The 11,596-nt window shown below is 43.0% G+C and carries 9 protein-coding genes; 2 read left to right on the top strand and 7 right to left on the bottom strand.

The annotated features are described in order from the left end of the window. Positions 1-3: 3 nt before the first annotated feature. Positions 4-783 (top strand): ion transporter, encoded by a 780-nt coding sequence (locus PY364_RS04060; protein ID WP_275520858.1) that lies wholly within the window; start codon positions 4-6, stop codon positions 781-783. Positions 784-923: 140 nt separating this feature from the next. Next, the gene (gene mnmE, locus PY364_RS04055; RefSeq protein ID WP_275520856.1) at positions 924-2,318 is read left to right on the top strand and encodes a tRNA uridine-5-carboxymethylaminomethyl(34) synthesis GTPase MnmE; all 1,395 of its coding nucleotides are present in this window, start codon (positions 924-926) and stop codon (positions 2,316-2,318) included. Positions 2,319-2,484: 166 nt separating this feature from the next. On the opposite strand, the gene PY364_RS04050 is transcribed toward mnmE, so the two are convergent. The 7 genes from PY364_RS04050 to ilvC form a co-directional block, all read right to left on the bottom strand. Then, on the bottom strand, positions 2,485-2,769 hold the full coding sequence (locus PY364_RS04050) for a hypothetical protein (RefSeq protein WP_275520854.1): 285 nt from the start codon (positions 2,767-2,769) through the stop codon (positions 2,485-2,487). A gap of 171 nt (positions 2,770-2,940) precedes the next feature. Then, positions 2,941-5,094 carry a DUF4394 domain-containing protein gene (locus PY364_RS04045; protein WP_275520852.1) on the bottom strand — a complete coding sequence of 718 codons (2,154 nt, stop codon included), beginning with the start codon at positions 5,092-5,094 and terminating at the stop codon, positions 2,941-2,943. Between the two features lie 117 nt (positions 5,095-5,211). After that, positions 5,212-6,252, bottom strand: a complete 1,041-nt coding sequence (locus tag PY364_RS04040) for an ABC transporter permease (RefSeq protein ID WP_275520850.1) — start codon at positions 6,250-6,252, stop codon at positions 5,212-5,214. A gap of 433 nt (positions 6,253-6,685) precedes the next feature. Next, positions 6,686-7,198, bottom strand: coding sequence for an adenine phosphoribosyltransferase (locus PY364_RS04035; RefSeq protein ID WP_275520848.1), 513 nt, complete (start codon positions 7,196-7,198; stop codon positions 6,686-6,688). Positions 7,199-7,447: 249 nt separating this feature from the next. Continuing rightward, positions 7,448-8,290 (bottom strand): phosphate ABC transporter substrate-binding protein, encoded by an 843-nt coding sequence (locus PY364_RS04030; RefSeq protein WP_275520845.1) that lies wholly within the window; start codon positions 8,288-8,290, stop codon positions 7,448-7,450. A gap of 95 nt (positions 8,291-8,385) precedes the next feature. Then, entirely contained in the window at positions 8,386-9,828 is a 1,443-nt protein-coding gene (locus PY364_RS04025) for a methyl-accepting chemotaxis protein (RefSeq protein WP_275520843.1), read from the bottom strand. A 601-nt stretch (positions 9,829-10,429) separates the two neighbouring features. Then, positions 10,430-11,428 carry a ketol-acid reductoisomerase gene (gene ilvC / locus PY364_RS04020; RefSeq protein WP_275520841.1) on the bottom strand — a complete coding sequence of 333 codons (999 nt, stop codon included), beginning with the start codon at positions 11,426-11,428 and terminating at the stop codon, positions 10,430-10,432. Positions 11,429-11,596: the final 168 nt, after the last annotated feature.

The following is an 11,596-nucleotide window of genomic DNA, read 5'->3' as shown; positions in this document are numbered from 1 at the left end:
CTTATGTTAACTCGCCAACAAATTGCATTTTATCTCGAAGATGTTGAAACTCCTGCGGGGAGGGCTGTTAGTTTAATTATTACAGGGCTAATTCTGCTATCTTCAGGAATTTTCGTTGCTGAAACTTACCCTCTTTCCGAACCAGTTAGGATTGAACTTGAGGCTCTTGATATTGCTATTTTAATCATTTTTGCTTTTGAGTATTTAGTGCGGTTTTGGTGTGCTGATGAAAAACTTAAATTTGTTTTTAAATTCTTCTCTTTAATTGACTTATTGGCTATCTTACCATTTTTTCTGGGTGTAGTCAATATCAGCTTTCTTCGTATATTTCGCTGGTTTCGGATTTTGCGGCTGCTGCGTTTTTTTGAATTCAAAATTTCTATATTTAGGATTAGCAGTGACGACGGGGTAATTTTTGCCAGGATTTTATTTACTCTATTTACAATTATCTTTGTTTACTCTGGTTTAATTTATCAAGTTGAACATCCTGTTAATGCTACGAAGTTTAATACTTTTTTGGATGCGGTTTATTTTTCAGTGGTTACAATGACAACTGTGGGATTTGGTGATGTGACTCCGATTTCTGAAACAGGAAGGTTTTTAACTGTTTTGATGATTTTAAGTGGTATTGCCCTCATTCCTTGGCAATTGGGTGATTTAATTAAGCAATTTGTGAAAACTGCTAATCAGGTAGAAACTGTGTGTAATGGTTGTGGCTTGTCGGTACATGATAAGGATGCTAGATTCTGTAAGAATTGTGGGACTAAGTTGGATAAGGGCTAATTGCTAATTGCTAATTGCTAATTGCTAATGGCTAATGGTAATTGAAAACTGTTATGATATTAAATCTGGTGGTATAAACATAATTACAGAGCAGTTAACCGTTAACAGTTAACCGTTAACAGTTAACAATTGAGAGGAATATGTCTGAGATATTGGGAATGGGTGAGACGATCGCGGCGATCGCGACGGCGATTGTTCCACAACAGGGTAGCGTAGGTATTGTCCGGCTTTCTGGTGACGAGGCGATCGCGATCGCCCACAACCTATTTCACGCGCCGGGAAATCAACTTTGGGAATCTCATCGCATTCTCTACGGTTACATCCGCAATCCCCAATCTCAGCAATTGGTAGATGAAGCTCTATTGTTAATTATGAAGGCTCCGCGCTCTTATACCCGTGAAGATGTGGTGGAATTTCACTGTCACGGGGGAATTATGGCGGTACAACAGGTTTTGCAGTTGTGTCTGGAGTCTGGGGCGAGGTTGGCGCAGGCGGGAGAGTTTACCCTGCGGGCGTTTTTGAATGGGCGACTGGATTTGAGTCAGGCGGAAAGTGTGGCGGATTTGGTGGGGGCGCGATCGCCTGCTGCGGCTCAGGCTGCTTTAGCTGGTTTACAAGGGAAATTGGCTACACCGATTCGGGAGTTGAGGGCGACTTGTCTGGATGTGTTGGCGGAAATTGAGGCGCGGATTGACTTTGAGGAAGATTTACCGCCCTTGGATGAAGGGGCGATCGCGTTACAAATTAAGCATATTTTGGCAGAATTGTCAAGGATTTTGGCGACGGCTGAGTCTGGGGAATTGTTGAGATCGGGTTTGAAAGTGGCGATCGTGGGGCGGCCAAATGTGGGTAAATCCAGCTTGCTGAATGCTTGGAGTCGCTGCGATCGCGCCATTGTGACGGATTTACCGGGGACAACGCGGGATGTCGTGGAATCGCAGTTAGTGGTGGGTGGAATCCCGATTCAGGTGTTGGATACGGCGGGAATTAGGGAGACAGAGGATCGGGTTGAGAAAATTGGGGTAGCGCGATCGCGTCAAGCGGCTGAGTCTGCTGATTTAGTGTTATTGGCGATCGATGCCGCAGCGGGCTGGACAGAGGGCGATCGGGAAATTTACCTACAAGTTCAACATCGCCCGGTAATTTTAATTGTTAATAAAATTGATTTAGTCTCGGAAAATGACTTACAAATACTTCAATCAAAAATCGAAAATCCCCAATCAAAAATTCTCGCCGCCGCCGCTTATAATCAGGGAATAGAAGATTTAGAACAAGCAATTTTAACTGCTGTTAATGCGGGAGATTTACAAGCTGGAAATTTAGACTTAGCCATTAATCAAAGACAAGCAGCGGCATTAACTAAGGCAAAAATTTCTCTGGAACAATGCGCGGATACAATTAACAATCAATTGCCCTTGGATTTTTGGACAATTGATTTACGGGGGGCGATTCAAGCATTAGGAGAAATCACCGGAGAAGGAGTAACAGAATCAGTTTTAGATCGGATTTTTAGTAGATTTTGCATTGGTAAATAATACGTAACGCCGCCCTCTGGGCAATATCTTTACCGCCCAGAGGGCGGCGTTACGCACTGTTTCCTAAATCCTAATTGTGTTATAATATTTAAAGTTGCATCGTAAGCTTTCACCCACTTGACATCTTTTAGGCTGCAAGCCTTTTACTCATCAGCCTAATCTGGAACTAACTAACTATTAAAAACTCAACTCTTGGCAACAATGGATCTTCAACAATGCCAACACCATTAAATCCCCAACGTTTGAGCAAGCTTTGTAATTGAGAACCGGAAATAGATTCGACTCCAAAGCGATCGGCTACATCTGCACCATATTTATTTAGATAGCTTAGAGCCTCAAAGTCTTCGCGAAACATTAACAAATAACTCTCATCTGTATCTTGATTGGGATGAGCAGTTAGATATTTACCATCAGAACGAGAACGTAATAAGTAAAAAACTTGTGAAAACATCTTGTTTTTTGCTCAAAATATAGCATAATCGAGAAGGAAACTGCAACAAAACCTTCGGCGGTTGAAACCGCTACTAAACAAACAAAGTCCGCCTGCGCGGACTAAAAAACGGGCATTGAAGCCCGATTTAGTATTAGCTATTAGCTATTAGCTATTAGCCATTAGCGGACATTAAATCAAAGTCAACGCCAAACCTTTGACGGAAGTTCCGTTGCCAATTTGACCGATCGCCGTAGCTGCGCCTGTTGTCAAATTGATATTATATAGACTTGACACGCCTCCTACCTCAAGGGCAGCGATCGCATTCCCATTGGGAGTAATATCAAAGCCAAGTATGCGAGAAGCATCAACGCCCAAAGAACCAACTGTATTAAGTACACCCTCATTAGGCGGAACTTGCCTTACCAGAACATCTAAACCACTGTCGATCGCATACAGTGTGGTTGACGTAGCCCCAGCAAAGTTATTAGTATAGGCTGCGGCCACCGCCGTAGGATTTGCCCCAGCGTTGATATCGCCAGCAGCGTAAGCCAAATTTCTGTCGAATTGGACACCCCCAATCAGCGTATCAAAATCTACAACTGCCCCTGTTTCCTGGTTCAGCCGCCCATTTTGATCTGCTTCATTGATAACCCGAATGCGATCGACAGTCGGATTGAAATCGAAACCAGTCGCCCCAGGTGCAAGAGTTGGGTTCAAAGGTGCGGTTCCCACCGCAGTTGCTACGCCACTTGCTTGATCGATCGCATACAATCGATTACTGCTACCCAAACCGTAAAGTACACCCGTAGCAGGGCGGAAATCAATCCCCAGCAAGCTTTCCCCAGACAGTAAACCAGTAACAGCAACATCGGTAAGGACTGCTTGCGGTGCTGCGGCATTAAAGCCGATAATTCTTTCAGCTCCATCTCTACCTGTAACCGCATAAGCTGTAGGCAAAGGCAATGCTAAACCAACGATCGCTTCCCCAGTGGTAATTTGACCTAACGCCGTAGCCTGACCTGTGGTCAAATTGATATTGTACAGACTCGAAACGCCGCCAACATTCAGGGCTGCATAACCCGACTGCTGACCGTCAACGCTTCTAATATCAAATCCCAGAACGCTAGAAGCGTCAACACCCAACGATCCAACGGTATTGAGTACGCCATCATTAGGTGGAACTTGCCGCACCAGAACGTCCAAATTACTATCGATCGCATACAGTGTGGTTGACGTAGCCCCGGCAAAGTTATTAGTGTAAGCTGCGCCCCCCACCAACGGATTTGCCCCAGAGTTGCGATCGCCACTAGCATAAGCCAAACTTCCGTCTAGTTGAATACCATCGGTAGTCGTGTTGAAATCCACAACTCCCCCAGTATCAGGATTTAGCCGTGAATTTTGATCGGCCTCATTCACAGCCCGAATGCGATCGACAGTTGGATTAAAATCAAAACCAGTAGTCCCAGGAGTCAAAGTTGGATTAAAGGGTGCTGTTCCCACCGCAGTCGCCGCCCCACTCGTCGGGTCAATCCTGTACAACCGATTGCTGCTACCCAAACCAAAGAGTTGACCGTTAGCAGGGCGGAAATCAATACCAACCAAGCTTTCCCCAGATTCTAGCCCCGTCACCGACACATCTCTAAGCGTGATTCCCGGAGCAAAAGTATTAAATCCTACAATTCTATTACTTGCAGTCAGAGCATAAGCAGTAATCGAAGGCCCAGGCAGAGGACTGGGAACTACACTGGAGTTATTAGTCGTGAAATCTGCCGCAGAGATTAAACTCCGGTTAACGCCTGCGAGGACAGCAAGGAATTCTCCAGTTACTCGGTCTTGAATAAAGGTATTATTTCCTGCTTCCAACAAGTTGAGGTCAGCAAAGGTCAATCCTCCACTCAAACCGATGACATCCAAGTTGTCTGTAAAGTCAGTAATAACATCCGCATCTGCCAGACTTAAACCGCCGCTAGTTAGTGAAGGGTCAGCATTAGCATAACGGCTGAGAACAAATACGTCAGCCCCATCTCCACCCGTAAGGGTATCAGCGCCTCTGTCGCCAAATAAAACGTCGCTACCAGAGTTCCCGGAAAGTAAATCGTTGCCTCTACCACCATAGATAGAGTCGTTATCTTCATTGCCATTGACAGTATCGTTGTCTAGATCCCCAAATAGAGAGTCACTACCGGAGTTTCCATCTATAGAGTCGCTGCCCTTACCGCCATAGATAGAATCATTACCAAAGTTGCCAGAAATTGCGTCATTCTCTTGCAACCCAAAGATTATGTCATCCTCTGGTAAACCTCCGATGCTATCCGCTTGAGGAGTACCGATAATTTCTGCCATAGTGCAATCCCTATCTAAAATTTAAGATCGTCTTGAATAATTTTAACAGGTGATTAATTGCAAAATGCAGCAAAAATAAAATTCAAAAGATTACATTTCTCTTTACTATTCAGCTTATTACTTAAGATTTTCTAGACGGATACGAGGGTCAACTACCTTAAGGAGTAGATCCGCTAATAAGTTACCTACAATCAACATTACAGCTCCCATCATCAAGCTAGCCATCACCAGATACAAGTCTTGATTAGTGACAGCATCTAAGGTAAGTTTACCTAGACCTGGCCAGTTGAAAAAAAGTTCCGCAATAAATGCACCGCTTAACAAGCTAGCAAACTCAAATCCCAAAAGTGTAATCAGAGGATTAATCGCATTCCGTAAAGCATGAACGTAAATCACTCGATTTTCTGGCAAACCTTTAGCACGGGCCGTTTGGATGTAATCTTGTCGCAATACGTCCAATAATTGCCCCCGCATCAGTCTTTGCAAACCCGCGAAGCTGGTGATACTTAGAGCTACAGTTGGTAAAATTAAATGCCAGCAATAATCGATAATTTTGCCCCACAAAGATAAATCTTCATGGTCAATACTTGTCATCCCGCCTACAGGAAAAAGAGGTGAAGTGTTCTGTGCTAGAAATAGCAAAAGTAGAGCTGTAATAAAGCTGGGAAATCCTTGGCCCGTGTAGCTAATTACTTGTAAAAATCGGTCAGCAGAGCGATTTTGGTTAACAGCGGCGATAATTCCCAAAGGAATTGCGATCGCCCAAGTTACAATTAAAGAACCGATAGCCATTACTAGGGTTGCAGGTACTCTCTCCCACAACAAATCAGCTACATCTCGTCCATAAACAAAACTTTTGCCAAAGTTTCCCTGAGTAATAATTTGGAAAAGCCACCGCCAATATTGCTCAAACCAAGACTTATCTAAGCCAAATTGTTGCCCTAGTTGCTTAATAGTTTCCGGCGCAATTTTGGGATTTTGGCGTAAGGTGTCTAAGTAATCCCCTGGCGCTAGCTGAATAATAGCAAAACAAAGGGCAGATGCTAGCAATAGTGTTAAAATTGCCTGTAATAGCCGCTTAAGTACGTAAGTAAATATCTCGCTGGCAAACAGTGAATTCAATAACCGTAAATTACGATTTAACTTTATAGAAGTCATTGTTATTTGTTATTTGTTAATTGTTATTTGTTAGTTGTTAGTTGTTAGTTGTTGGTTGTTAGTTGTTAGTTGTTGGTTGTTAGTTGTTGGTTGTTAGTTGTTGGTTGCAAATAAAGCTAGTTAGCAATTATTAACTGTTGGAAATTTCTGTCATCGAGAAGTTCCTGTCATTGCGAGCGAAGCGAAGCAATCTCAAGGCTTTGCGATTGCTTCGCTTCGCTCGCAATGACATATATTATGCTCGCAATGACATATATTATGCTCGCAATGACATATATTATGCTCGCAATGACATATATTATGCTCGCAATGACATATATTATGCTCGCAATGACATATATTATGCTCGCAATGACATAGTTAAGTTTAATCATATCTACTTACTTAACAAATAACAATTAACAACTAACAACTAACCACTAACAATTAACAATTAATACTCAACTAATGCCACAATAGGCACATCTGGTAACTTTTGTCTTCCGCCTAAATCTTTTAATTCGATGATAAAGGCAAAACCCACAATTTCGCACCCAGCTTGCTGCAATAACTGAGCGGTAGCGGCCGCTGTTCCTCCAGTGGCCATCAGATCGTCTACAACTAGCACGCGACTCCCTGGTTCGATAGCGTCTTGGTGTATTTCCAGGCGATCGGTGCCATACTCCAAATCATACTCAACGAAATTAATTTCTGCTGGCAATTTACCGCGTTTGCGGACAGGAATAAAGCCAATACCCAATTTATAAGCCAGAGGTACGCCAAAGAGAAAGCCCCGCGATTCCATACCAACAATATAATCAGCAGAGAAGCCAGAGCACTTTTCGGTTAAAGTGTCAAGTGTGTAGCGTAGCCCTTCGCGATCGCGCAGGAGAGTAGTAATATCTCGAAACATAATTCCCGGTTTAGGGAAATCTGGAATGTCGCGAATTAGAGATTTGAGATCCATAAGCTTTAAGGAAGAAGGCAATAAAATCAATGGTTTCAGCATTAGGGTGGGCGCTGAATTGACGATATTTCTCTTAGTTGGATGAGACGATCGCAGCGCCAACACTACAAGAATTTTTCCTGTTACACAGGGTTAAAACCCCGGCGTTTTAAAGAAAATCGTAGAATATATCAATTTTAACTCATATGTTGCACCATTGTCAATAAAAGACTCAATCGCTATGTGCGGGCAGTTTTTTAGTATGAAAAATCATTTCACTGGCGCAAACTTTTTCTGCTTAACAATTGCTTGCGCCTCCTGAGAAAGACTAAAATCTATAAACCCTTTTACCGAAGTTGAGGGAGGATTTTTCGTGACCACATTCAGAGGACGAGTAATGGGAAACTTGCCACTACTAACATTTTCATTAGTGGGTGCTACTCCGTTAATCGGTAGTATTTTAATCTCCTTAATAGATTCCACAACACCAATAGAACTGAAACCAATAGCCTGGGGTTTCCCAACCATAGCCTGCACGAGTTCATCCGTCTCAGTAACGACTACATCAGGGCGAATGGCACTTTTTTCTAATTTGAAATAACTCAAAAAAGGTTCTAAAGCAGCAACTCCCTCTGACCGATGGATGACCAAGATAGGTACATTTTTCCCCCCAACTTCTTTCCAATTCTTGATCTTGCCAGTGTATATACCAACAATCTGTTTGTCTGTCAAGCTTTTCACTGGATTATCTCTGTGGAGAGTTATCGATATACCGTCCTTAGCTATAGTAAAAGCTAACAAATCTTTTTCATCAGCTTTCATGGAACGAGCCACCATTCCTATATCCGCAGTCCCTTGGCGTACATCGGCAATTCCGCGCCAAGTAGCATTTTCTTGCACTTCAATTTTTACTCCAGGGTGTGCTGTTTCATAGGGCTTTGCTATTTCAGAAAGAATAGATCCTATTGTATGTGAACCGCTTAAAGTTATTTTATTTACTGATGGAGCAGCAGTTGGTAAAGTCGTTACCTCTGGCTGCTGGCTACAGGATTGCAGCCAGAGACAGGTAGCCAAACTAAGAGAAATTTGTATTGCCGTTTGCATTATTTTCATGGTATTTAACGAAGAAGTAAGAAGGAAGTAAGAAGTAATTAGCAATTTACAATTAGCAATTAGCCATTAGCAATCAGCAATTAGCCATTAGCAATTTACAAAACTGATTTTAGATTCCGTGATGCTTGGTTTAGCTGTTCAGTACCTTCTTTAGTTTTAGAAATACCAATCGCAGTTTCTTCTGCTCCCTGATTAATAGTTTTCATGGCATCAACTACCTGCTCAACAGCGAGTGCTTGCTGCTGAGCAGTAAGAGAAATTTGTTGAGTGCTAACTGCAATACTATTAATAGCATCAGCAACGGCGGAAAAAACTTCTGCTGTCCCTTGAGCTAATTGCATACCCGAATCCACAGTTTTTGTGCCTTCATTCGTTGTTTTTACAGATAAATTGATGGCAGATTGAATATCAGCAACGAGATTATTAATTTTGCTAGCTGATGTTTTGCTACGATCGGCTAGTTGACGAATTTCATTAGCAATAACGGCAAACCCCTTACCGCGATCGCCAGCACGCACTGCTTCTACTGCCGCATTTAAGGCTAACATATTTGTTTGGTTAGCTAATTCGCTCACTAAACCTGAAATAGTTCCAATTTGGTTGGCTTGCTCATTTAAGTGCATAATTTGATTAGCGATCGCCTCCACTTTCCCTTTGAGCGCTGTCATTCCATCCAAAGTACGCTCTACAGCCTGAGTTCCTCCCTCAGACAACTTTAAAGCTTGACGCGCTCCTGCGGCTGCTGATTGCGCTTGCTGGGCTGTAGTCTGTGAAGATGCACCTAATTCGTCCATTGTAATGCTGGTTTGACTCACAGCAGCAGCCTGCTGACTAGCAGTGCGTTCTTGTTGGTCTATGGTAGTAGCAATCTCAACTGAAGAAGTAGCGATCGCATCTGCTACCCCATCCATCATCCTACCAATATCCGACGCAAGCCAAAGACCAATAGCAATGGAACCGATTGCAGACACCCCTGTACCAATCACAATTAATGCCAGTAGCGATCGCGTTTCGTTTTCTTGTTGTTGAGATACTTTTGCTAAAAATTCTAGCTCTTTTGTAAGAATATTTTCCCGTACCCGATCGATTTCAGTTACCCGCAGAGAACCTGTAAGATTTTTAGCATAACCAATATCTCCTTTTTGTACCAATCCGAAAACTTGTTTAGAGATTTTGTCTAAGCTATTTATCTCTGTAACCATGATAGTCAGCAGATTTTGCTGTTCAGTCTCTTGAAAAGAATTGTCTAGTGCAACTGTTGCTTCGCGAAAGTTTTGCAATCCCAATTCATACCTTTTCTTATAACTACTATCTTGGGGGAACAACACCTGACCTCTGACATTACGGATCATTATTGACAGATTTTGGGTTAGATTTCCTATGGCAATAATCGAATTTTGAGAACGCTTTACTTTCGCATCTATAGTTTCTCTATTAACAGCACCTATGTATAGAAGACAACCTAAACTTATTAAAAAAGAAATTGGTAAAGCATATCCAAGTAGAATTCGGTTTTTTAGCTTTAAATTAGAAAACATATTTTATCCCTCACAGGCGGTTTTCCCGATTGTCGGAACTATAGCAACCGCCAAGGCGGTTAGGGGCTAGGGGCTAGGGGCGCTTAGGCTAGGGGAAGAAGGGAAAGAAGGGAAAGAAGGGAATAGAATCAGCGAATTTGGTGGAACTCAGAACGTCCTAATCGCCTTGGCGACTGCTATAACATCGGCGTAAAAAGTAACAATCGCCTTTCTATTTTGACAAAATATGTTACCTTGTAATTATTAGTGAGCCAAATAAAATAGCGCACGTCAATCACCTCAACCCCGTTCCACATATGTCAGCAAAAAAATCAAGAAACTTCATTCCTTTTTTCCTGTTCTTAGCTGTGGTATTTGTTATCTGGGGCGACAGCTTTACTTTTATACCTAAGCCCGTAAGGGATGCTAGTCTACAAAGTCGAAACTTTGTAGTTGGACTGTGGCCCAAGTGGTTGAAGCCGAAAAATACCAACGAGCAAAGACAGAAGGATATAGATAACTTAGATCAAAAGCCAAGTCCGAGCCCTTGAGGAGGAAATAACAACAGTTAACCGTTAACTGTTAACAGTTAACAGTTAACAGTTACCGTTAACCGTTCCGATTAAGCTTGCTTTTTCAACCAGCTAAACATCGCTCGTAAATCTTTACCTACTTCTTCAATAGGATGCTCAGCTTCTTGACGACGCATCGAAGTAAATCCGGGTTTACCAGCTTGATTTTCTAGTACGAATTCACGGGCAAATTGACCTGATTGAATTTCGCTCAGGATTTTACGCATTTCAGCGCGGGTTTGGTCAGTAACAATCCGAGGGCCACGAGTTAAATCGCCGTATTCTGCTGTATTGGAAATACTGTCACGCATTTTAGCGAGACCGCCTTCTACTACTAAATCAACGATCAGTTTTACTTCGTGGAGGCATTCAAAGTATGCTAATTCTGGCTGATATCCCGCTGCAACTAATGTTTCAAATCCGGCTTTAATTAACGCGCTTAAGCCGCCGCAAAGCACAACTTGTTCGCCGAAGAGGTCAGTTTCGGTTTCTTCGCGGAAGCTGGTTTCCAGGATACCGGCGCGTGTGCCACCGATGCCTTTAGCGTAGGCCATTGCGCGATCGCGTGCTTGGCCGGAAGCGTCTTGGTAAACGGCAAATAAACTGGGAACACCTTCACCCTGTTCGTAAGTCCGCCGTACTAAATGACCGGGGCCTTTAGGCGCAACCATCACCACATCTACATTAGCAGGCGGGACAACTTGACCAAAGTGAATATTAAAGCCGTGAGCAAAAGCTAGCACTTTTCCTGCCGTCAAATGTGGCTCTATTTCCTGCTTGTAAACAGTTTTTTGCACTTCATCGGGAAGCAGGATCATAATAAAGTCAGCGGCCGAGGCCGCTTTATCAACTGGATGAACTGTCAAACCGGCTTCAGTTGCTTTGGTTGCAGATTTACTGCCGGGATAGAGGCCGACAATGACGTTCATGCCGCTATCCTTAAGGTTGAGGGCGTGAGCGTGACCTTGAGAACCATAGCCGACGATCGCGATGGTTTTGTTGGCTAAAAGGTCTAAATTAGCGTCGGCATCGTAGTACATACGGGCCATAGTGGTTGTCTCCTGCTGCGCGAGCGTTGTGATAACTGCAAAACTTTCATTATACCAACTCCCAGAGATAAGTCAGCAATATCTCGTAACTTGCTTAAATATAGTTTGAAAACACGCTCTCGCCCCTAACCGACGAACGCGGTTGCTATAATTATCACAAATACTAAC

This window comes from Kamptonema sp. UHCC 0994 (assembly GCF_029167235.1).
Classification (GTDB): Bacteria; Cyanobacteriota; Cyanobacteriia; order Cyanobacteriales; family Microcoleaceae; genus Kamptonema.
This window is presented reverse-complemented; position numbering and strand designations above follow the sequence as displayed.

Coding starts and splice junctions, on each gene's coding strand:
- PY364_RS04060 (WP_275520858.1), top strand. CDS start 4: ATGTTAACTCGCCAACAAATTGCATTTTATCTCGAAGATGTTGAAACT.
- mnmE (WP_275520856.1), top strand. CDS start 924: ATGTCTGAGATATTGGGAATGGGTGAGACGATCGCGGCGATCGCGACG.
- PY364_RS04050 (WP_275520854.1), bottom strand. CDS start 2,769: ATGTTTTCACAAGTTTTTTACTTATTACGTTCTCGTTCTGATGGTAAA.
- PY364_RS04045 (WP_275520852.1), bottom strand. CDS start 5,094: ATGGCAGAAATTATCGGTACTCCTCAAGCGGATAGCATCGGAGGTTTA.
- PY364_RS04040 (WP_275520850.1), bottom strand. CDS start 6,252: ATGACTTCTATAAAGTTAAATCGTAATTTACGGTTATTGAATTCACTG.
- PY364_RS04035 (WP_275520848.1), bottom strand. CDS start 7,198: ATGGATCTCAAATCTCTAATTCGCGACATTCCAGATTTCCCTAAACCG.
- PY364_RS04030 (WP_275520845.1), bottom strand. CDS start 8,290: ATGAAAATAATGCAAACGGCAATACAAATTTCTCTTAGTTTGGCTACC.
- PY364_RS04025 (WP_275520843.1), bottom strand. CDS start 9,828: ATGTTTTCTAATTTAAAGCTAAAAAACCGAATTCTACTTGGATATGCT.
- ilvC (WP_275520841.1), bottom strand. CDS start 11,428: ATGGCCCGTATGTACTACGATGCCGACGCTAATTTAGACCTTTTAGCC.